Source organism: Exiguobacterium sp. UBA6282, assembly GCF_002440475.1.
Lineage (GTDB): Bacteria > Bacillota > Bacilli > Exiguobacteriales > Exiguobacteriaceae > Exiguobacterium_A.
Genome location: NZ_DJUM01000047.1, coordinates 23,474 through 45,968, shown reverse-complemented (window position 1 = coordinate 45,968; position 22,495 = coordinate 23,474). Strand labels below are relative to the sequence as shown.

Genomic DNA, 22,495 nt, shown 5'->3' with positions numbered 1-22,495 from the left:
CGGTTTTCCTGTGATGAAACCAGGAGAGTTAAATTCATCGATCCGGCTGTACTCATCCATCATCCAAGCCATGATTTGTGAGTTCGTGAAGACGTCAGGTGCTGGAATATCCTTTGTCGGTCCAACGATCTGACTGATGGCACGGACATATCCACGGCTGAGACGTTCGATTTCGCGGAAGCTCATCTCACGTGGATCACAAATGATCCCGCCTTTCCCGCCGCCATATGGTAAATCAACGATACCTGCCTTCAGACTCATCCAGACGGATAATGCTTTGACTTCGACTTCCGTCACGTTTGGGTGGAAACGAATTCCCCCTTTTGTCGGTCCAACAGCATCGTTATGTTGCGCACGATATCCTGTGAAGATTTTCGTCGAACCATCATCCATTCGCACCGGAATCCGGACTGTCAACATCCGGAGTGGTTCTTTAAGTAATTCATACATTTCGTCTGGATACCCTAATTTCCCTAGTGCTTCCTTGACGATTTCTTGTGTTGCTTCCAGTACGTTCTTGCGATGATTCGCATGTTGTTGGTCAGTAATCATTCCAACGTTCCTCCCCATAAGTGGCATCCCCTATGCCGTTTCCTTGTTCGGATAAAGTATACTCTTTTCTCGAACGTAATGAAAGGGGTTACGCCCATATTTGTAAGCGCTTTCTCACTTCTTTTCCTAGGATATCAATGATTGGATTACTTGATTTGGGCGTGGCGTTCAATCGCTAATTCCATGAAATACTCGACCAATTCCGGATATTCGATACCAACTGCTCGTGCTCCGTCCGGGAATAAACTCGTTGATGTCATACCTGGCAATGTATTCGTCTCTAAAATAACTGGATTTCCGGACTCAGGAACAAGGAAATCTGACCGGGAATACCCAGCACAACCCAGTACTTGATGTGCTTTGACGGCCCACTCCTGAAGTATTGCTGTCGTCGTCTCATCTAGTTCGGCAGGGCAGATATGCTCTGAACCTCCGATTGCATATTTCGATTCGTAATCATAAAAGGCATTCTTCGGAATGATCTCGATGACCGGTAATGCTTTTTCTGCACCTTTATGACCAACGACTGGAACCGTCACTTCGCGTCCTTTAATGAATTGTTCGACGAGAACCGCATCATCGGCTTCGAACGCTTTTGCAATCCCCTCACGTAACATCGTCTCGTCTTGTGCGATTGTCAATCCATTCGATGAACCTTCTTGTGCTGGTTTAACGACACAAGGGAATTGACCATTCCATTCTGCGATTTTCGCCTCGACATCATCTTCACGTTCTAATAATACATCACGTGCAATCGTGATACCCGCTTTATCAAAGTGAACTTTTGAACGTGCCTTATCCATCGCAAGTGCTGACGCTAACACACCTGAACCTGTGTATGGAATATTCGCAAGTTCAAGTAACGCCTGCACGCGTCCATCTTCACCAATTTTCCCATGAAGAGCGATGACAGCCACATCTACATCCAGCTGGAAGAGTTCATGTGCTCGATCAGGATGGAAATCAACAGCCGTGACTTCATGTCCTTTACTGTTTAACGCTTCCATGATTGATTTTCCACTGTTTAATGAAACCTCCCGTTCACCTGAAGTCCCACCATATAACACTGCCACTTTCATCCTACTTCACTCCTTCTTCTTACGTTCAATGATTATCATACCATCCTTCTGACCACGAAAAAATACAAAATGGTGCCACTTCTGGTAGAAGATAAAAAGGTGCGACATTGCCTGACGAGGCAATGTCGCACCTGATGTTCTAAATGTGGAATTGTTCCGCAATCGTGGCAATGGCTTGTTTCGATTGAATCGTTTTTCCGTACTCTGACATGACGAGCGGACTTTTCGGGCTCGGTTCCCCGTATTCTGACAAAATCGTCGTCACCGTACGCTCGAGCGCGTCATTCATTCGTTCCTGGAAATAGAGATAATAGCTGCCTTCGAAGAAATAAAGACTACCGCCTGTCTGCGTGTACGACATATGTCGTAATAACCCATGGCTCGCTTGAATGACATCTTCGAGCGAATTCAAGGCATACAAGACATGATGGACGATGTCGACCGTCATGCGAATTTCGACTTGATCAAATTCGTCATTCATCTCTTCCGATAGATCACCTTCACGACGCACATCAACGAGCATGCCGTCATTCGGAAAGAATGTGACGAAAAATTCGAGTGTTCCTGCTGCCTGAAAACCAAAATTCGATTCAGCTTCCTCTAATAAATTGCGCAATAGAGCTTGTCCCTTCCCAACGGCCAACGTTTCTGGTCGGACATCGTGAAGTGATAACTCTTGCTTCGTAATAAAGACACGAAGGTGTCCTTGTTTCATTTGTTCAAACCTCATATAGACTCCTCCAGTCAAGACCGGAAACATAGGTGTCTCCGTTCGCTATGAACCATACTATACACCAGATACCGGAGTGAGTCGACTTAACCAACTTTTCCACGATTGATCGTCCGCACCAAGTAAGTGTGGTCCGTATCGTTCCGGAAGCTGATCGACCGCGTATCCTCCAAGTCCAATTTCAAGATTCGGAAAATCAGCCATCAAACAGTCTAATGCTTCATCAAGCAATGGTAAATGATCGGATAACGTGCACGATAAGATGACAGCTTTCGGTTGCAATTGATGTGTCACGGCTACTAAGTCCGGCACCGGAATACCAGAACCGAGGAAAATCACATCAAAACCCGATTGCCGCAAGTAGAGTGTGAAGAAGAGTAGTCCGAGCTCATGTTCTTCTTCTGGTGCACAGACACAAACGATTCGCGGCAAGAACGGATTGATCGGCATCTGTAGTGATAACGTCGAAAGACGGGCTCTTAAGAAAGCTGTTGCAAAATGTTCATGCGCAATTGTAATCTCTCCTGACTCCCATTTCAGTCCGATTTCATGTAAGAGTGGACCAACGATATCTTGAATGACTTTATCGAAACTAAACATCGAGAACGCTTTATTCATGATGTCATGCGCGTGTCGTTCTTCGAAGTTCGTCAATGCACGGAATAACTGATCTCGTAGTTCGACTCCGTAATCATGGGGCACTTCAGCTCGATTGACAGGCATCTCATATAATTGAATTGCCTTTGAAACCGACAATCCTTCTTTTTGTTTATCGACGATCCAACGCAATTTCGCAACGTCACTATCACTATAAATGCGATGCCCGGATTCACTTCGATCCGGATCAAGCACTTGATATCTCCGCTCCCAAGCACGAATGGTCGTCGGGTTGAGTCCCACCAACGCAGCGACTGCTTTGATATTGTATTTCCCACGATCCATGCATCGTGCCTCCTTCCCCTTCCTTTCTAGTATACGCTGAAAGGAAAAAAATCTCCGTTCACAATGTGCCTTTACATCATGAAACCGATGGAGACGAAGGCGATGATGATCGTGATCATGAGTACCGTTAGCGTGATTGCTAGCGGATTTTTTCGAAATGGTTGCTTCAGTCGTTCATTTCGAACGTGTTCGATTCGCGAGGAACGTGGTGGTAAGAGTTGCTCCTCTTCGTTCTGATGTAACCGCCGTTGATCTTGTTTACTCAATGTTCATCACCTTTTCTTGAAAAAAATAAGGATATTTTCTAGTTTACACCGAATCTAGTGACGAAAAAAAGACTTGTTCTAAACGCTTTTTCCAATTTACCGTTTGAAGCACCTTACTCTTCACGGGATCCTGCCATTCGATCGTACCGCATATATCACAACAACGTGGCTGAACGATTGCCGGTTCATCAAAATGATGCAATAACATCGTACGGCGACATTCATTCCGGTGAATATAGTCCATCATCTGGCTGACTTCTCGTCCTTTGAGCTGTTTTCGTTCCACCTGCCATTGCATGATACGTTCCTTCGACCAGCCATTCTCAAGTTGCGATTTCAGTAACCGATATGCTGGATCTTCCGGATTGAGGTGTAGACGAGTCTCGATTTTCGCGTAGGACTCACCTCTTCTCACCCCTTGTTGTAACTGATCAATCCAAAGGACAGGCGCATATTGTGTCTCAATCAGAAAGGTTTGTAATTGTTCATCCTGAGGAGCATAAAGCAAGATCGCCGTCGCCTCTTTTCCGTCCCGACCGGCACGTCCGATTTCCTGCATATAAGCTTCAAGCGTCGCCGGCATCGTGTGATGGATAACTGTACGAACGTTTCCTTTATCAACACCCATTCCAAATGCGCTCGTACAAACGAGACAGTCCATTTCATCATGAAGAAACTGTTGTTGAACAAGCTGACGGTCTTCCATCGTTAATCCGGCATGATAGTAGGTTGCCCCTTCAATGATTCCTGCAATCCGTTCCGCTTCTTTACGCGTTGTCGTATAGATGACACATGGACGAACGATACGTGTCATCCAACGGTCGAGTGCTGCGTCTTTTTCTTCTCGATCGACGCGATCCACGATGTATTGGATTTCCGGTCGATTGACGGAACGACGGATGACATGCGGTTCTCGCATCTGCAATTGTATTCGGATATCTCGTTCGACAGCTTGAGTCGCTGTTGCGGTTAAGGCGAGGCACTGCGGAAAACCTAGTTCCCGGCGAATTTGCCCAAGTCTTGCATACTCAGGTCGAAACTCGTGTCCCCACTGCGAGATACAGTGGGCTTCATCGACGACGAATAGCGCGATGTCGACCTGTTTCAGACGAGCCCGTATTTGTGGTAACGCGAGTTGTTCCGGTGATAAGTAGAGATACCGTAGATGTTCGAGTACGGATAAGATTTGCTCTTTTTCTTCTCGCGTCTCAACAGATGTTAATTTTGCGACAGAACGTTCTCCCCGACGTTTGATTTGCATGACTTGATCCTCAATCAAAGAGAGCAGCGGAGACAAAATCAATGTCAGTCCCTCTCCTTTTACATACGAAGGAAACTGATAACAAACAGACTTTCCTCCACCTGTCGGTAAAATTGCTAACGTATCTGTTCCATTCAGGATGGATTCGATGATTTGGCGTTGTCCAGGTCGAAACGCTTCATAACCGAAATGTCGATGCAATAACGCTTCCATTAACTTCCCTCCCATTTACTACGAGCTAAGACCAATCGAATTTGAAAATAGGATACGTCTGATTGCATCGCGCTTTTGATTCGCTTGAGCGCATAAGTTTTGAGTTGTTGTGCGATATGTCGAATTTCTTCTTGTTGAGCCGTATCAACGAAATGATCTAACGGAAAAGTGGGTGCATACATTGCAATTTCAACAAGATGATCTTCCATCGTGCTATTTTTTAGACGTCTTCTGACCGCAACATCTTCAACAGTGAGTCCTTGTTGCAATAATTCCCAAGTCGTTTGAGCAGACTGCGTCATCTTCGGAGTGTGGAGACCGGCTCCGATTTGTTGAATGAGCGGTGTACTTTTTAAGTCATTGATGCATCTTCGCCAAGCTATGATAAATTCGAACTGGACCGTCTCGACATCTACCTTCATCATTCGTGCCAATTGAGGATATGACCATCCCGTTTGCACACCTGATAATCGATGACTGATCAATGTCGCATCTCGTTCCGGTAAGCGCTCAAGGAGGAGCGTCAATTCTTGATACATCTGCGCTAACCAATCTGCTCGATTCGAGATGGTCGGAAGAACACTCTTGACCCACTCCCGAACGATCGTCTCTTGTTGCACGGGAATGAATGGTTGTTGCGCTTCTAGACAAATTACCGTTTGAACGAGAAGACTGAGCCGTTTCCACATCATTTCAGCATATCCCCGAAGTTCACCACCAAGTTGATCAATGATTACTCCATCCGTTTGTCCTACTAGTCGAGCGCCTTCGCTCGTCAGTCGAAGTGTCTCTTGCCGTTCGATCCACTTTTTCTGAGCGAGTTCCGTTAAAACCGACTCGAATCGCTGTTTACTGACTAATACGGTACCGAACGTCGACTCTAAATCATAAAAATGAGCATCTTGAAGAGAAGTTGCTGACTTCTTCCCTTGAAAAACATGATAAAGACTCCGGTCCGAACGTTCGTCTCGAAGACGCTGAATCGATTCTAGAAAAATGCGCTCTAGTAATGAAATTTCCATCTGCCACGCTCCTTTCTGATATATAGTGTTTATCGATTTGAAGATGATACCTCATCCATTTTCTTTTCGTTACGTTTTAGACATACTGTTTGCGGGCATGTGATGATATATACATTTTCTGTTATCACTTACGCTTCGTCATTGAAATGCAACGATGAGTCCGATACAATGACATATAGATGAGAACAGCGTGTTTCAATAATGTTTTCGTATAGAGAGGAGACCGTTCAATGGCTAAATTTACGATTGTCGACAAAGATACTTGCATCGCTTGTGGTGCTTGTGGAGCAGCGGCACCAGATATCTATGATTATGATGATGAGGGTTTGGCATATGTCATTCTTGATGATAACAATGGTACTGCCGAAATTCCAGAAGCATTATTCGACGATATGATTGATGCATTTGAAGGATGCCCGACGGATTCAATCAAAGTAGCAGATGAATCGTTCGAAGGCGATGCGTTAAAATTCGAATAAGTGAATAAAAAAAGATGTTTCCTTGCGAAACATCTTTTTTTGTTGGTCTTTTATTCACGCGATATATCTATCAATCATTAAAAAAACCGGATGTCGCCATTTGGCAACATCCGGTTTCTAAGTGGTAAAAAATTTAGCGTTTTCCTTTGATATATGGTACACCAACAGCTTTTGGTGCATCCGCCCGACCAACGACACCAGCGAGTGCTAGGATTGTCAAGAGATACGGTGCAATCAATAGATACACTTGCGGAATTTGATCGAGTAACGGCAATTGCTGACCGATGATTGAAATCGCTTGAGCGAATCCGAAGAATAGTGCAGCACCCATAGCCCCGAGTGGATTCCATTTTCCGAAGATCATCGCCGCAATCGCGAGGAACCCTTGACCGAGGATCGTCGTCACACTGAAGTTCAGTGAGATTGATGTCGCATAAACAGCACCAGCAAGACCACCGAAACCACCAGAGATCATGACACCGATGAAACGCATCTTCGTGACGTTGATTCCCATTGTATCTGCCGCCATCGGATGTTCCCCGACAGAACGTAAACGAAGACCAAATGGCGTCTTGAAAATGATGTACCACGCGACGAAGGCAAGGATGATCGCGATATACGATGTGTAGTAGACGTTCGCGAAGAACATCTTCAGCACAGGAATATCGGACAAGAATGGCACGTTCTCTTTTGAGATTCGGTTTGGAATCGAATCCGTTTGTCCTTTTCCGTAAAGCGCCCGGACGAGGAAGATGGCAAGACCGACTGCAAGCAAGTTGATCGCAACTCCAAGAACCGTTTGATCAGCCCGGAAAAGGATTGCCGGAATCGCAAGGAAGAGCGAGAAAACTGCTCCGACGACAATCGCAATGAGCATCGCAAGCCAAGGACTCGCAGCACCCAAGCCCATTTTTGATAGCGTCAATGCCGTGACGACACCCGTGAAGGCACCCATGACCATTAAACCTTCTAACGCGATGTTAACGACGCCAGAACGCTCACTGAAAATGCCGCCAAGTGCTGCAATGATCAACGGAGCCGAATAGGCAAGTGCGATTGGCACGATGATATAAAGTACTTCAAGAAAGCCCATTACTGACCGGCTCCTTTCGCTTTTTTAGATTCTTTCTTAACTGCGAACTTCTCGATGACGAGACGAATCGCGTATCCAGAAGCCACGAAGATGATGATGAACGCAATGATAATTTTGATCAGTTCCGGTGGAATACCAATCTGTTGCATCGACAGACCACCGATATTGAGTCCTGCAAATAGTAATGCAGCGAGCACGACGCCGATCGGATTATTCGCACCTAACAAGGCAACCGCGATCCCGTCGAATCCAACACCAGTGAAGGACGCATTCAGCGTCATGTTTTGGAACGTCCCAAGACCTTCCATCGCCCCAGCAAGACCAGCGAACACACCTGAGATGACGAACGATAAGATGATATTGCGGTTAACGCCCATCCCTGCATATTCAGCAGCATTCTTATTGAATCCAACAGCTCGAAGTTCATAACCGAGTGTTGTTTTCCAAAGAATAAACCAGAAGACGAGTGCAGCGATGATTGCGATGAAAATTCCGTTATGAAGACGTGAGAAATCCGTGATCTCTTGTAAGAACGGTGACGCAAGTGATGCTGATTCCTTGATTGTCTCCGTCCGCTCATTCGTAATGCCGATGACATGACGTAAAATATCGTTCGTGACGTATAACGCGATATAGTTCATCATGATCGACGTGATGACTTCATGTACGTGGAATTTCGCTTTTAAGATACCAGGAATCGATGCCCAAAGCGCACCTGCTAAACCTGCTCCAATCAAAGCGAGTGGTAAATGAACAACTGTCGGAAAATCAAACTTGATTCCAATCCAGACTGCAACCATCCAGCCGACGAGTACTTGACCTTCGACACCGATGTTAAAAAGTCCTGTCCGAAAAGCAAACGCGACAGCAAGACCCGCGAAGATCAATGGAGCCGCCGCACGCAATGTTTCACCGATGCTGTACGGTTCGCCAAAAATACCATAGAATAATTGATCAAACCCAGCAATCGGATCATACCCACCAATGAGCATGACGATTGCCCCGACGACCATCCCAAGCACGATGGAAAGAATCGGAATGAGGATGCCGTAAAAACGCTCTAACTTCATGAATGACCTACCTCCTCTTTCTTACCGCCGGCCATCAGGAAGCCAAGCTCAATTTCGTTCGTTTCTTTCGGATCCAAAAAGGCCACTGTTTTTCCTTCATATAACACGGCAATCCGGTCAGAGACTTGTAGAATTTCTTCGAGTTCGAATGAAATCAACAAGACAGCACGACCTTTTTCGCGCTCAAGAACCAATTGTTCATGAATGAACTCGATTGCCCCAACATCAAGACCACGAGTCGGCTGAGCCGCAATCAGCAAATCTGGTGAACGATCGACTTCACGCGCGATGATCGCCTTCTGTTGGTTACCACCAGACAAGGCACGAGCGAACGTCTCTGGGCTTGGAGTTCGGACGTCGAACTTCTCGATGAGCGTTTTGGCTTTTTCCATGACTTGTTTATAGTTCATGATGCCTGCTTTTGAGTACGGTTGTTTGTAGTACGTTTGTAAGACCATGTTATGTCCAATCGAATAATCAAGGACAAGTCCATGTTTATGTCGGTCTTGTGGGATGTGCCCGACACCTGATTCCGTTACTTTCCGTGGCTTCAGGTTTTTAATCGATTTGTTGTTGAGGAAGATTTCGCCACTGTCTGCTTTACGAAGACCTGTAATGGCTTCAATCAATTCCGTTTGTCCGTTCCCGTCGATTCCGGCAATTCCAACGATTTCTCCGGCACGAATGTCGAGATTCAACCCATCGACTGCTTTGATGCCACGACCGTCCTTGACGACTAGATTTTTGATATCGAGGACGAGTTCTTGTGGAGTTGCCTTGGAATACTCCGCATTAAAGTTGACTTCACGACCTACCATCATTTCAGCAAGACGCGACTGTGTCATCGTCTCATCAATATCGACCGTGCCGATATATTTACCACGGCGAATCGTCGTACAGCGATCAGCTACTTCCATGATTTCTTTCAGTTTATGCGTAATGAGGATAATCGACTTTCCTTCCGCAATCAAGCGATTCATGATTTGAATCAATTCTTTGATCTCTTGCGGTGTCAAAACAGCAGATGGTTCATCAAAGATCAAGATGTCTGCCCCACGGTACAACGTCTTCAAAATTTCAACACGTTGTTGCATTCCGACTGAAATATCCTCGATTTTTGCATCAGGATCAACAGCAAGACCATACTGTTCAGAAATCTGGCGTACCTTTTCACGCGCCGATGCACGATCAATCTTAATCCCTGTACGTGGCTCTGCACCTAAAATGATGTTTTCAGTAACAGTGAAATTTTGAACGAGCATGAAGTGTTGGTGCACCATGCCGATTCCAAGATCATTCGCGACGTTCGGACTCGTAATATTGACTTTTTCACCACGTACACGAATTTCTCCAGCCTCAGGCTGATACAAACCAAATAAGACGTTCATCAGCGTCGATTTTCCGGCACCGTTTTCACCAAGTAAAGCGTGAATCTCACCTTTCCGAAGCTGGAGCGTGATATTATCATTTGCGACGAAATTGCCAAACTCTTTTCTGATGTTCAGCATCTCAATGACGTATTCCAAGAAAATCCACTCCCATGTTTAGTTTAAAAGGGGAGTCGCAATGCTAGCGACCCCCGCTTTCATTATTATTTAAGTGACGCTTCGTACTCTTTATACTCGTCGTCAGTCGATGGAACTTTAATGTCACCATCGATGATTTGTTTTTTGTACTCTTCGACTTTGTCGAGTGCTTCTTTTGAGACATTGTCTTTTGAAGGAGCGATATCGACACCGCCGTCTTTTAGACCGAACTCAACGACTTTACCTGCTGGGAAGTTGCCGTCCTTCGTGTCTTTCGCGACTTGCTCTACTGCTGTATCCACACGTTTGACCATTGATGTTAATGTGACGTTCTCTGGCATACCTTCTTCGACTTGGTCACGGTCTACACCGATAACCCAAACATCTTCACCGTTCTTTTTACGGTTTTTCGCTTCTGTGAATACCCCTTGTCCAGTACCACCAGCTGCGTGATAGATGACGTCGACTTTTTTACCGTACATACCTGAAGCGATTGCTTGTCCTTTTTCTGCAGCGTTGAAATCTTCTGCGTATTGAATTTCGATTTCCGCTTTCGGGTTAGCCGCTTTAACACCTGCTTTAAATCCGCTTTCGAACTTTTTGATCAAGTCCGAGTTGACACCACCGACAAATCCAACTTTATCCGTTTTCGTCGTTAGACCTGCAACGACACCAACGAGGAACGAACCTTCGTTTTCTTTGAAGACGATTGAAGCGACGTTTGGTTTATCGACGACTTGGTCAACGAGTGCGAAGTTGTTCTTTTTGAACTGATCCGCTACTTTACCGATATCTTCAGCCATCAAGAAACCAATCCCGAGAATTAAGTCGTATTTTGCACGTGCTAATTGCTGAAGGTTCGGTTGATAGTCTGATTGTTTTGCAGATTGGAGATATTTATAGCCAGTACCTTCTTTTAAGTCATTGTCTTTCCCGAACTTTTGGATACCTTCCCAAGCAGATTGGTTGAATGATTTATCATCCACGCCGCCTGTATCTGTAACCATACCTACTTTAAAGCCTTCTGATTTGCTGCCGCTACCTGAATCTTTCGAATCGTCGTTGCCACCACATGCTGCAAGGACGGAACTCATTGCTAAACCTGTTGCTGCTAATGCGAGAAGTGACTTCTTTTTCATCTGGAAAAATCCCCTTTCGAATATGGTCATACAAAGTTCAAGACTACGTCTAGCACCTGAGGCTGGCGATGAGGAGCGTTACGTAGGTTTTGACGGGAAGCGCTTTCAGTATTCATCCTAAAACAATGGCTCACACACGTTTACGGATGACGTGGAAATCGAACTTATCTGCTCGGAAATAGTTCGCTGAAAAAAGAACGGAACGGTCGAGCTCATCATAATGCGTCTGACGCAAAGCGAGCAGAGGTTGGTCCGTATGTAATTGTTCAGCGATTTTCGGATCAATACGCGGCTCGATATGCGTCACAGCATGTGTGACACGTCGTCCGAGTTCTTTTTCTAAAGCATCAAACAATGATGTCGAAGAGGTGAACTGCTCTTCATTTTTAATATAATGGCTTGGAATCTTATCGATACAATAGACGACAGGAACATCTCCTGCGAGTCGGATTCGTTCGATTCGATATACCAATTCATCCGGACCAAGTTGAAAGCGTTCTCGGTCGCGCTCAGTCGGTTGGACCATCTCGGATGATAGCACTTCTGAGGTCGGAATCATGCCTGCGCGCGCGATCATCTCTGTCACGCTGTATAACTCCTCGATACCAGAAGTAAACGGTGGTCTTGCATTGATAAACGTACCGACACCGTGTTTACGGATGACAATGTTCTCATCTTCAAGAATTCGTAATGCCTCTCGAAGAGTAGCTCGACTGACGCCAAGTTGCTTTGAAAGTTCAAACTCTGAAGGGAGCTTCTCGCCTTCCTTGTAAACGCCGTCATCGATGTCTGACTTGATTTTTTCAATCACACGTAAATAAAGCAAACGATGATCTAGTTTAATCGACATGACGCATCTCCATCCTCTATCTAGTTGTAACCAGTGCTCAGACTTCTGACGTATGAGAACTCCAGCCAAGATAAGTATATGATGCTTAACACAATCCTGCAATCATTTTGTAACAGGTTAGAAGTCTGACTTCTGGCGCTTTTGTAACCCTTTTCATAGCGTAATCAATAATGGAAGAAAATAGGGCATTCTACCTAAGAATGCCCTTTATCTTTTCAACGCTTATTGCTCAGGTACTTCGATTTTCCCTGAAACCACAGCCGCTTTTGCTTTCTCAAGCGCAGTCATCGTCTTCTTCGAGATTTTTTCAGATGGGACGATATCAACGCCGTCTTCTTTCAGACCATAACGAACCGTTTTACCACCTTCGAGTTTTCCATCTTTCGCTGCGTTAGCTGTATCTTCAACTGCGCGGTCGACACGTTTGATGACCGATGTTAACGTCACGTCTTCCGGCATACCTTCTTCTTTTTGATCACGGTCGACACCGATGACCGATACATCTTCTCCATTTTTCTTACGGTTCTTCGCTTCTGTGAAGACACCATTTCCTGTACCGCCTGCTGCTGGGAAGATGATATCCGCTCCTTTACCGTACATGCCGGCTGCGATGGCTTGACCTTTTTCAGGTGCTGCGAAGTCCTCTGCGTACTGAACATCGATTTTGATTTTTGGATTGACGGATTTCGCTCCAGCTTCGAAACCAGCTCGGAACCGCTCGATGACGTCCATTTTCATGCCACCGACGAAACCGATGTGATCTTTTTTCGTCTCCATAGCAGCAACGATCCCTGCAAGATACGCCCCTTCATTTTCCTTAAATGTGATCGATGTGACGTTTTTCCCTTCAACGACATTATCAACGATTGCAAATTGTGTATCCTTGAATTGATCTGCTACGGTTTTAACATCTTCATTGAATGTATTCCCGATACCGAAAACGAGATCTTCTCCACCACGTGCAAGACGAGACAAGTTCGGTTGATAATCTTGTTGTGATTTAGACTGTAAATAAGAGAACCCTTCATTTTGCTTGAGTTTGTTATCTTTGCCGTACGCTTGCAGACCTTCCCAAGCTGATTGGTTGAACGATTTATCATCGATTCCACCTTTATCCGCTACCATAGCGACAGAGAACTGATCTTTTTGGTCAGCTTTCTCACCTGAACCGCCGCAGGCTGCAAGTCCAACTGTTGCTACTGACATCATCGATACGATTACCTGTTTTTTCTTCATATCATCCATCTCCTCTGCATTTATGAGAGCGCTTTCATTATCTATTTGTGAAAAAGTCGCTCCCAGCCCTCATGTTGAAGGTCGGTCACTCATATGTCTGAGTATGCCAAAAAAAATATTGAAAATCAACAGACGTCTGACAACTATTTTCATGAAAGCGATTTTATTTTATTTTTGTCTTTTTTCCTTCCTTTCATTTCTAATTTTCTCATCTCATATACGACTCCTGTGTCATTTTTTTGAGCACATTATACGCTCATCCATATATATCCATTATTTTAATAAAAAAGAATCACGGTGGATACCGTGATTCTTGATTAACGTCCCATGACGCGGCGTGGTTTTGATCCTTCAGAAGGACCAATCAGACCATTTTCTTCTAGAGCATCAATCAACCGGGCAGCTCGGTTGTAGCCGATACGATACTTTCGTTGAATCATCGACGTCGATGCCGTCTCTTGGGTCAGAATGAACTGGACGACCTCATCATAGAGTGAGTCATCGACCTCTGTTTCACCTTCAGGTACATCTTTTGGAATCATCGCTTCAACATACTGCGCTTTTTGTTGACTGATGACATGATTGACAACCTTCTCGACTTCTTCGTCTGATAAGAACGCACCTTGTACACGGACGGGTTTGTTCATGCCGTTACCGAGCAACAACATATCCCCTCGTCCAAGCAATTTATCAGCGCCTCCCGTATCAAGGATCGTCCGTGAATCCGTCGCACTCGACACACTGAAGGCGATACGTGACGGAATATTCGCTTTGATGACACCAGTGATGATATCAACACTTGGTCGCTGGGTCGCGATAACCATGTGAATCCCAGCTGCTCGCGCCATTTGTGCAAGTCGCATGATTGCATCTTCAACTTCGTTTGACGCGACCATCATCAAGTCGGCTAACTCATCAACGATGACGACAATATACGGTAATCGTTGATGCACTTTTTCCTCTGCGTTCATCTTATCGATTAGTGCATTGTAGCCTTCGATGTTGCGCGCTCCGTTTTGACTGAAAATCTCATAACGACGTTCCATTTCCGAGACGACCTGTTTTAACGCCTGCGCCGCCTTTTTCGGATCGGTGACGACCGGTGCCAAAAGATGAGGAATACCGTTGTAGACGTTTAATTCGACCATTTTCGGGTCAATCATCATCAGGCGGACTTCATCCGGTCGAGCTCGCATCAAAATTGAGACGATCATCCCGTTAATGCAGACCGATTTACCGGAACCGGTCGAACCGGCAACTAAGACGTGTGGCATCTTATTCAGCTTTGCTGTCACCGTCTCACCAGAAATGCTTCGTCCGAGTGCGACGAGCAAACGATCATTGTCGGATTGAACGCTCTCCGCTCCTAACACTTCTCGAAGTGATACCATGGCGACTTCACGGTTTGGCACCTCGATTCCGACAGCCGCTTTACCAGGAATCGGTGCTTCGATTCGAATATCTTTCGCCGCTAACGCAAGCGCTAAATCATCGGCGAGTCCTGTGATCCGACTAAGCTTGATACCTTGTTTTGGTTCAATCTCATACTTCGTGACACTTGGTCCGAGATGAATCTTCAACACTTTCGCTCCGATCCCGAACGATTTTAAGGTCGCAATCAATTTCGTCGCATTATCCTTTAGTCGCTTATTCTCACCCGATAAGTCTTTGGACGTCGGCTCTGCTAATAAATCAAGAGACGGCAATTGATATCCGTCCGGTGTCTCCGTCATCGTCAGTGGTCCTTGTGTCTCCGCTGCTTGCGGTTCAACGTGATCCGTAAAGCCGATAATTGGAACGTCTTGAATGTTGACCGAAGGATCCTCTGCTTCTTGCTCTGTTTCGATTGGTTCCTCAACAGTTGCTGGTCGCAACGTCTTTGCTTTTTTCTCGCGGACCGGTTTCGGTGTCAGGTCTTTTTCGATCCGAGGACGAGGTGTCCGTTCACGATTACGAAATTCTTCTGCGCGTTCCCGCAGTCCAAGCCATAGCTCTCCATAAAACGAAGGGTGTAGTAGATGAACAGCTGCGCCGATGAAGAACAGACCAATCAAGAAGGCACCGCTACTTGAAATGTAATATGCTGCGTTTTGATAGAGCCATCCATTGAGAATACCACGCGGTGCTCCGAGCATTAGATCAATCCAGACGACTGAACCCATTAGTAGCATCGACCATGCCCATTTCTGAGCCCGTGACGCGTTCGATAGTAGCAAGAGTAGCACGGCACCTATCCCGCCGTATAATAAGGAACCGAACTGACCGATTAATCGTTCTCCTCCATCAGCTAGCGTCAGTCCGACTTTCCCGAATTCCCCAAATGCGAGAACGAAGGCAAGTAGTGAAACGATTGCGATGATGGTCGCATATGTACGATACGCAATCGGCTGACGTTGTTTCTTCGCTGCCGGTCGTTTCCGTGGCGGCGTTTTTTTTCGTACGGTTTTTCGTTTCGTCGTCGCCATACGTCATCCCTCCTGATAAAAAAACGGCTCAGTGGACCAGGTATTGGTCAATCTGAGCCGCTCGTTTGTTAAATCTCCATGATGATTGGAAGAATCATCGGGCGGCGTTTCGTCTGTTCATAGAGATAAGCACTGAGTTTATCTCGAATCAACGACTTCATCTCCGTCCAATCCAATTCTCCGTTTAATTTACCTTGTAGTTGTTTCGCGACGATTCGGTTCGCTTCATTGATCATATCTTCTGATTCACGCATATAGACGAATCCGCGAGAAATGATTTCGGGTCCCGAGACGATCGTTTTGTTTTTTCGGCTAATCGTAATGACACAGAGGACGACACCATCTTGTGACAACAAGCGACGATCACGAAGGACGATGTTTCCGACATCACCAACACCGATTCCGTCGATCAAGACGTTTCCGGCGTTCACTTTGCGTGACATCCGTGCTTTACGCTTCTCAAACTCAACGACATCTCCATTCTCGATGATGAAGATATTGTTCGCATTGACGCCAACCGTCTGTGCGAGACGACTGTGTGCCTTTTGCATCCGGAATTCTCCGTGAATCGGTAGGAAGAATTTCGGTTTGATCAAGTTGAGCATCAGCTTCAGATCTTCCGCATGACCGTGACCGGAAACGTGTACTTTCCGTTGGTTGTAGATAACATTCGCACCCGCACGGAATAAGAGATCGATCGTTTTCGAAACCGACTTCTCGTTACCTGGAATTGGGGAAGCCGCGACGACAACCGTATCATTCAAGCGAATATTGACTTGCTTGTGTGCGTTACGTGCCATTCGTGTCAAGGCTGCCATTGGCTCACCTTGAGATCCTGTCGTCAAGATGACGACTTGGTTATCATCGAGGCGATTGATGTCAGATAGATCAATCAATGTTTTCTGCTTGAAGCGTAAGTAATTCAAACGCTGTGCCACTTCAACGTTGTTGACCATGCTACGACCGACGACCGCTACTTTTCGATTGTTCGCTTCTGCTGCTGCAAACACTTGTTGTAGACGATGAATGTTCGAAGCGAATGAAGCTACAATCACACGACCCGGTGCTTCATAAATGACGTCGTTCAATTCAGAACCGACAATCGATTCTGACCCAGACATCCCTGGTCGCTCTGCATTCGTCGAGTCAGACAGCAAGCACAGTACGCCCCGTTGACCAATCGCTGCAATTTTCCCGAAGTCTGCTTGTTTTCCATCGACTGGTGTGTAATCGAACTTGAAATCCCCCGTATGAACGATGGCACCTTGAGACGTTTGAATACAAACCCCAACTGCATCCGGAATCGAGTGGTTGACCCGGAAGAACGTAATAAAATGACCTGCAACGGTTAATTTCGTCTTGGCATCAATTGGACGAAGATCTGCCTTTTTCAATAAACCGGCTTCTTTTAATTTGTGTTCAATCAAACCGAGCGTCAAACGTGTTCCGTAAACAGGTACCTTCAAGTCACGCAAGACGTAACTGAGTGCCCCGATATGATCCTCGTGACCATGGGTAATGAAAATCCCTTGAATCCGCTCTTTGTTTTCTTTTAAATAACTGATGTCTGGAATGACTTTATCGATTCCAAGCATCTCATCTCCTGGGAACATTAACCCGGCATCGATGACGAAGATGTCCTCGTCGAGTTCGACGACGTACATGTTCTTACCGATCTCACCGGCGCCACCAAGAGCAAAGACGCTTACTTTTTCCGTCTTCTTCTTTGACACGACATGACCTCCTATAATTCATATTCACTTTTCGTGAGCCGTCCACTTATCACTATCACTATTCTAGCCGAATTTTCACAATCTGCCAACAATCGGACTAGGAAATCTAAAAAAAACGTCATTCCTGCCACATTACTCCAGGAATGACGTTAATCATGTATTCAACAAATCTTCGACTTCTTCTGTTCGTTTCGCTTTTTCCGAACGGCTTGGACGTTCACCAGCCTTCAGTTCGTCGAGCGAATACTCGAACGTCATCTCAAAATGAGGGTAATCGACGAATCGCTTCCAATCGCCTCCCCATTCAAAACCGAGTGCTTTCCCGATATCAGCGACTTCACGCCAATCACTTTTTCCTGACCGATTCCCATCATACTCAAGATCATACGAAATCTGTCCATTTACGAGTTGCACGAAATCAATTGCAAGTCCGTAGTTATGCATCGATTCACCGCCTCGTGCATTCGTGACGACTTCACCTGCCTCAGAACGCCCTTGTTCAAAAAGTGCGTTCTGTTGCTGGATCGAGCGGTACCCTTGCGTGATCTTGATATCGATATTGTAGCAAGAATGTGCAACACGGATCAGATCCTTTGCCCCTGCCTCGACAGCTGGATGGAGACGCTTCAGGTTCGCCTCGCTTGCATTGATCAAACGGTTTTCCCCTGCTACGTCTCGTGGGCAACTATCAATCACGAGTTCCGGTTGGTCCATCAAAATCGTCGGCATCCGGTTCATGGATGCCGCAAGAAACAATCCAATCGCAAACATCGTCAATAAAAATACGATCCAACCGAAGATTGTTCCCCGTTTCATCAGCGGCGAAGCTTCTTCCGAAGTTTTTGTAGAATCGGTAACCCCGTCTCAAGCAACAGATAGAGCGGACGATTGAGTACATAATCAAACTCACCGATTTTTTCAATCATTCGGCTACCCCACCCAGATTTAAAGGCATAGAGTCCCGCGTAATGATCATCCGGGTCGGTCGAACCACTGACTCCACCGAAGTCATAGGAGAGCGCACCATGTTCTTTCGCATATTGCATCATCGTCCATTGCATCAAATGGTTCGGCATGAATTCCCGGTACTCGTTCGATGAGGCTCCATATAAGTAATAGGAACGACGACCAGCAAGCGTCAAAAGACCACCAGACAGGATGACACCGTTTGGATGTTTGGCAGCAATCGTCATCAGTTCCGTTTTCGACTTTTCTGCTTTTTCGATTTGTGCTGTCGTCTGCTCCAAGCGATTGTTTAAGCTTTTTAGCTTCTTCTCGGCCGTCTCTTTCTCAAGCTGACGGTGAATCTTCGAGAGTTCCTTATCGGCTTGAAGTAATAAGGCTTCCGTATTCTCAAGAGCACGTACGACATCAAGTTTCGTCAAAAACAAGACCGCATCACCCTTTGGATGGAGATGATCATACAGATTCTCGAAATAATCCAGACCGCGGATCGAGAACCCATCCCGTTCGCCCGTCTCGACCATCAGCTTCGCAAATGTCTTGAGTCCTTCACGATCCGCTTGTTCGCATACGATCCCTTTGCGTTCAGCAAGACGGACGTTGTAGCGGAACTTCGAATGGAAACCGTCGAAGATCTCTTTTTCTGTTCCTTCAAGATTCGTCTCCATCGTAAAGCGTGGTTGCGCGTAGTCAAAACCGCCGCCAAAACCGTTATGTTTGAAGCCAAGTCCTTGCATCTCCTGTAACAGACCTGGATATTCTTCCCGCTCGACGTTCGGATCGAATTTAATCGCAATCGCCTTCTGTTGTTTTGCGACACGTATCGCTTCATCACGAAGAGCACGAAGTGCGTCCGTATCCGTATAATCGACGACGAAACCGCGCGGTGCATAACAAAGCGTGAACGGTAGCTTCGGTACTTTCTTAAACAAGAGCAGACCAACTCCGGCAATCTCACCAGAAGTTGTTCCGACCGCGATCCGTTCATGTGTCCATCCTGTCGCGCTTTTGACTTCTCCCCATGCTGGAAGCTGAAGTAAGTCGCCTTTTGGATGTGTTTTTACGAATGTTTCAAATTGATCTATGGTTACAACGATTGGTTGATAAGTCACTTCTGTTCCTCCATTTGCCGTATCATCTCTTTGACGATGACTTCCTCATCGAGAGGGATTTTCTCATCCCCAATGATTTGATATTTTTCATGACCTTTACCGGCTAAGATGACGATATTATCTGGTCGTGCGAGTCGTGCTGCATAACGCACGGCCTCTTCCCGATCACCGATTTCAACGAACTGATCGTGGGTCATCCCTTTGGCGATGCCGGATGTAATTGACTCATATGCTTCATATCGTGGATCATCCGTCGTGATGACGACGGTTCCTGCGTAGGTCGAAGCCAGTTCGCCCATCTTCGGTCGTTTCGTCACGTCGCGGTTTCCACCTGTCCCGATCAGGAAGACGATCTTTTCCTTCGGTACGTCAACGAGTGCTTTCAGACACTGTTCAATGCCGTCAGGAGTATGCGCGTAGTCGACATACACGTTATATCCTTCGATTGGTAAGCGTTGCATCCGACCTTTTGCCGGACGGATTGCTGAAATCGCTCCTGCAATCGTCGTTAGGTCGTATCCGCAAGACAAGAGGATCCCTGTCGCAAGCAACAGATTGTAGACGTTAAAGCGACCGATGAAATTCGCCGTGACGTCGACTTGTTCTTCTTTGTACATCATCGTGAACGTCGTTTGTTGAAGTGACTGTTCAATCGCCGTTGCTCGGAGGTCAGCTGCGTTGTCGATACCGTACGTCATGACACGAGCACCTGTCATCATTTCGTACAGTTCGCTCGTCGGATCATCGGCATTCAAGACCGCGACTTTCTCTGTCGACAGCCGTTGTCCGAGCTGTGCGAATAACAATCCTTTGGCACGTGCATAGTTCTCAAACGTTTTGTGAAAATCGAGGTGATCATGCGTCAGATTCGTGAATCCCGCAATGTCGTAATCGACACCCGTTACTCGACCAAGCTCTAGTCCATGCGAAGAGACTTCCATGATGACGTCTTGGACATCTTCTTTATGCATTTGATGCAAAAATGCTTGTAATTCGGAGCTTTGTGGTGTCGTATTGCGACTTGGTACGACGCGGTCACCAATCTTGACTTCGACCGTTCCGATGATACCCGTTTTCCGACCAAGGTGCGCTAATATATCACGGACAATCGTCGTCGTCGTCGTTTTCCCGTTCGTTCCTGTAATACCAATCATCCGCATCTTTTCAGAAGGATAATCATAGAATTTGCCAGCCAATTCGGCAATGGCACGTGATGTACTACGAACGAGAATGACAGGAATCGACACATTGACCGGTTGTTCCGCAACGATTGCGACCGCTCCTTGTGCTTCTGCCTGTTTGGCATAGTCGTGTCCATCAACAGTATACCCTTTGATGGCGACGAACAATGTTCCCGGTTTAACATCCCGTGAATCGGTCGTGATGGACGTGACGTCCACTTCTACCATTCGTTCGATTTTTTGCGTCTGTATGACTTGAATCAGTTCAGCTAAATTCAACGGTATTCCTTCTTTCTCGACATCGTCATTTCATATGTTTCATCTATTCCGTTCTGCTGTCATGCTTCCTCTTCTTGGTCTGCCGGAAGAATATAGGCCTTTGCCGGTTCCTCCGAAAAGATGTGCTCAATCAGCCCTTCGATGTCCGATGGACGAATTCGTTCTACATCCGCTAGTACTTCTTCGAGTGACGGGTGACGATGCAGATGCAACTCATTTCGGGCATTTCGGTTCATATGGCTCGATGTGCCTTCGTTTCCTAAAATCAGAGAACCTTTTAGCTGTTCAATGCCATCTTCGAGTTCCTTAGCGGATAGTCCGTCTCGCTTCAAGCGATCAATCTCAGCAGCGAGAACCTGTTCGACCTCTTCGACTGATTCCGGAGACGTACCGACATAGATCGTGAACGTGCCATGATCGTCAAACGTCGTGTAATAGGAAAAGACTGAATAAGCAAGACCGCGTTCCTCTCGGATTGATTGGAACAAGCGACTCGACATCGTCGCACCGAATGCATTGTTGAGTAAGGCGAGGGCAGGCAATCGTGGATCAGCAGAAGGAATCGCACGGAAATTATAACAAATATGTGCCTGTTCCGTATCCTTTTCCTTACGAATCACACCATTTTGTAACCTTGGTGACGCTGTCTCACGGGTCTTCGATCGTGATATGAGGATTGACATCCGCTCTTGAATCTGCGTAATCAACTCGTCTGAGACGTTTCCGGCAACGGAAATGACGATTTGATCCGGAGCATATGCTTCTTCGAGATACTGTTCAATCATTGTACGATCAATCCGAAGTACACTCTCTTCCGTTCCAAGAATCGGACGAGCCATGACATCCTCTCCGTAAGCCGCAACAGCTAATAACTCATGGACGAGATCATCTGGTGTGTCATCGTACATTTTAATCTCTTCAATGACGACCTTTTTCTCTTTTTCTAGTTCCTCCGCATCGAACGTCGATTCGAGGAACATGTCCGCCAACACTTGAAAGGCTTCACCTGCATGTTCATCTAATGTCTTGACGTAATAACACGTTTGATCCTTACTCGTGAACGCATTAATATTTCCACCAAGTCGGTCAAAATAAACCGCAATCTCTTTTGCCGTATGGCGTTTTGTTCCTTTGAACATCATATGCTCGATGAGATGACTGATACCATGCTCCTCGATCTGTTCCGTCCGACTTCCTGCTTGAATGAAGATTCCGGTCGCGACGCTGCGTGCTTCTGGCATCCGTTCAACGATTAGTCGAACCCCGTTTTCTAGTTGTATCCGTTCGATCATAGTAATTCCTCC

20 protein-coding genes are annotated in these 22,495 nt (G+C 46.1%); 1 reads left to right on the top strand and 19 read right to left on the bottom strand.

What is annotated here, in order from left to right:
* The 7 genes from B2751_RS12065 to B2751_RS12035 all read right to left on the bottom strand — a co-directional run.
* On the bottom strand, positions 1-552 hold a 552-nt coding region (locus B2751_RS12065), incomplete at its 3' end, for a Glu/Leu/Phe/Val family dehydrogenase (protein ID WP_290774967.1).
* Between the two features lie 146 nt (positions 553-698).
* A complete protein-coding gene (locus B2751_RS12060) occupies positions 699-1,631 on the bottom strand; it encodes a D-alanine--D-alanine ligase (RefSeq protein WP_056062191.1) in 933 nt (310 codons plus the stop codon).
* A 139-nt stretch (positions 1,632-1,770) separates the two neighbouring features.
* Positions 1,771-2,361, bottom strand: coding sequence for an adaptor protein MecA (locus B2751_RS12055; RefSeq protein WP_290774965.1), 591 nt, complete (start codon positions 2,359-2,361; stop codon positions 1,771-1,773).
* 57 nt (positions 2,362-2,418) lie between these two features.
* Positions 2,419-3,303 (bottom strand): MerR family transcriptional regulator, encoded by an 885-nt coding sequence (locus tag B2751_RS12050; RefSeq protein WP_035407123.1) that lies wholly within the window; start codon positions 3,301-3,303, stop codon positions 2,419-2,421.
* A 71-nt stretch (positions 3,304-3,374) separates the two neighbouring features.
* Entirely contained in the window at positions 3,375-3,569 is a 195-nt protein-coding gene (locus B2751_RS12045) for a hypothetical protein (RefSeq protein WP_035407120.1), read from the bottom strand.
* A 43-nt stretch (positions 3,570-3,612) separates the two neighbouring features.
* Positions 3,613-5,043 carry a RecQ family ATP-dependent DNA helicase gene (locus B2751_RS12040; protein WP_290774963.1) on the bottom strand — a complete coding sequence of 477 codons (1,431 nt, stop codon included), beginning with the start codon at positions 5,041-5,043 and terminating at the stop codon, positions 3,613-3,615.
* Positions 5,043-6,065, bottom strand: a complete 1,023-nt coding sequence (locus B2751_RS12035) for a helix-turn-helix domain-containing protein (RefSeq protein WP_214854459.1) — start codon at positions 6,063-6,065, stop codon at positions 5,043-5,045. Before B2751_RS12035 ends, B2751_RS12040 begins: the two co-directional genes overlap by 1 nt.
* 230 nt (positions 6,066-6,295) lie before the next feature.
* On the opposite strand from B2751_RS12035, the gene B2751_RS12030 reads away from it, so the two are divergent.
* Entirely contained in the window at positions 6,296-6,544 is a 249-nt protein-coding gene (locus tag B2751_RS12030) for a ferredoxin (protein WP_029342027.1), read from the top strand.
* A gap of 133 nt (positions 6,545-6,677) precedes the next feature.
* Here the strand turns inward: B2751_RS12030 and B2751_RS12025 are convergent, their stop codons facing one another.
* The 12 genes from B2751_RS12025 to B2751_RS11970 form a co-directional block, all read right to left on the bottom strand.
* Entirely contained in the window at positions 6,678-7,637 is a 960-nt protein-coding gene (locus B2751_RS12025) for an ABC transporter permease (RefSeq protein ID WP_035407114.1), read from the bottom strand.
* The gene (locus B2751_RS12020; protein ID WP_290774961.1) at positions 7,637-8,707 is read right to left on the bottom strand and encodes an ABC transporter permease; all 1,071 of its coding nucleotides are present in this window, start codon (positions 8,705-8,707) and stop codon (positions 7,637-7,639) included. Before B2751_RS12020 ends, B2751_RS12025 begins: the two co-directional genes overlap by 1 nt.
* Positions 8,704-10,233 (bottom strand): ABC transporter ATP-binding protein, encoded by a 1,530-nt coding sequence (locus B2751_RS12015; protein ID WP_035407107.1) that lies wholly within the window; start codon positions 10,231-10,233, stop codon positions 8,704-8,706. Before B2751_RS12015 ends, B2751_RS12020 begins: the two co-directional genes overlap by 4 nt.
* Before the next feature lie 65 nt (positions 10,234-10,298).
* On the bottom strand, positions 10,299-11,372 hold the full coding sequence (locus B2751_RS12010; protein WP_035407104.1) for a BMP family lipoprotein: 1,074 nt from the start codon (positions 11,370-11,372) through the stop codon (positions 10,299-10,301).
* A gap of 130 nt (positions 11,373-11,502) precedes the next feature.
* Positions 11,503-12,222 carry a GntR family transcriptional regulator gene (locus tag B2751_RS12005; RefSeq protein WP_035407101.1) on the bottom strand — a complete coding sequence of 240 codons (720 nt, stop codon included), beginning with the start codon at positions 12,220-12,222 and terminating at the stop codon, positions 11,503-11,505.
* A gap of 222 nt (positions 12,223-12,444) precedes the next feature.
* The gene (locus B2751_RS12000; protein ID WP_290751301.1) at positions 12,445-13,458 is read right to left on the bottom strand and encodes a BMP family lipoprotein; all 1,014 of its coding nucleotides are present in this window, start codon (positions 13,456-13,458) and stop codon (positions 12,445-12,447) included.
* Between the two features lie 317 nt (positions 13,459-13,775).
* On the bottom strand, positions 13,776-15,923 hold the full coding sequence (locus tag B2751_RS11995) for a DNA translocase FtsK (protein WP_035407095.1): 2,148 nt from the start codon (positions 15,921-15,923) through the stop codon (positions 13,776-13,778).
* 68 nt (positions 15,924-15,991) lie between these two features.
* A complete protein-coding gene (locus B2751_RS11990) occupies positions 15,992-17,656 on the bottom strand; it encodes a ribonuclease J (RefSeq protein WP_023468670.1) in 1,665 nt (554 codons plus the stop codon).
* A 153-nt stretch (positions 17,657-17,809) separates the two neighbouring features.
* Entirely contained in the window at positions 17,810-18,472 is a 663-nt protein-coding gene (locus B2751_RS11985; RefSeq protein WP_290774959.1) for a M15 family metallopeptidase, read from the bottom strand.
* Positions 18,472-19,731 (bottom strand): lipid II:glycine glycyltransferase FemX, encoded by a 1,260-nt coding sequence (locus B2751_RS11980; RefSeq protein ID WP_290751309.1) that lies wholly within the window; start codon positions 19,729-19,731, stop codon positions 18,472-18,474. Before B2751_RS11980 ends, B2751_RS11985 begins: the two co-directional genes overlap by 1 nt.
* On the bottom strand, positions 19,728-21,191 hold the full coding sequence (locus B2751_RS11975) for a UDP-N-acetylmuramoyl-L-alanyl-D-glutamate--2,6-diaminopimelate ligase (protein ID WP_035407085.1): 1,464 nt from the start codon (positions 21,189-21,191) through the stop codon (positions 19,728-19,730). The genes B2751_RS11980 and B2751_RS11975 overlap by 4 nt, the downstream gene beginning before the upstream one ends.
* A gap of 59 nt (positions 21,192-21,250) precedes the next feature.
* Positions 21,251-22,483, bottom strand: coding sequence for a M16 family metallopeptidase (locus B2751_RS11970; protein WP_035407082.1), 1,233 nt, complete (start codon positions 22,481-22,483; stop codon positions 21,251-21,253).
* Between the last annotated feature and the right edge of the window lie 12 nt (positions 22,484-22,495).